Source organism: Bacillus sp. SIMBA_005, from assembly GCF_046535585.1.
Classification (GTDB): domain Bacteria; phylum Bacillota; class Bacilli; order Bacillales; family Bacillaceae; genus Bacillus; species Bacillus pumilus.
In genome coordinates this window covers 1-339 of the sequence record NZ_JAWRWI010000129.1, presented here as the reverse complement: position 1 = coordinate 339, position 339 = coordinate 1, and the positions used below count along the sequence as shown (strand labels likewise).

Genomic DNA, 339 nt, shown 5'->3' with positions numbered 1-339 from the left:
AGGTCCGCTCCAGGATCCCGAGGTCGACGCGCCCGCCGCCCGCGGAGCAGGTTTCGATCTCGAGCGACGGGAAGCGGCCGCCGAGCTCGTCGAGCAGACGGTACAGCGCGAGCGTCTGCGCGTGCACGGCGGGGCGCTGCGGATCCGTGCCCCGCGTGACGGCCTCGAGCAGGTCGCGGTTGTGGTCCCACTTGATGAAGTCGATGTCGTAGCGGGAAACGAGGTCCGAGATGGCGTCGCGCACATGCTCGAACGCGGCGGGGTTCGTGAGATCAAGCACGTACTGGTTGCGCGCCGGAAGGCCCACCCCGGCTTTCGGGGCGAGGATCCACTCGGGGT

1 protein-coding gene is annotated in these 339 nt (G+C 69.6%); it reads right to left on the bottom strand.

Annotated features, from left to right (window positions below; genetic code table 11):
* A partial coding sequence (locus SB660_RS19430; RefSeq protein WP_410583879.1) for an alpha-galactosidase occupies positions 1 to 339 on the bottom strand: 339 nt, incomplete at both ends.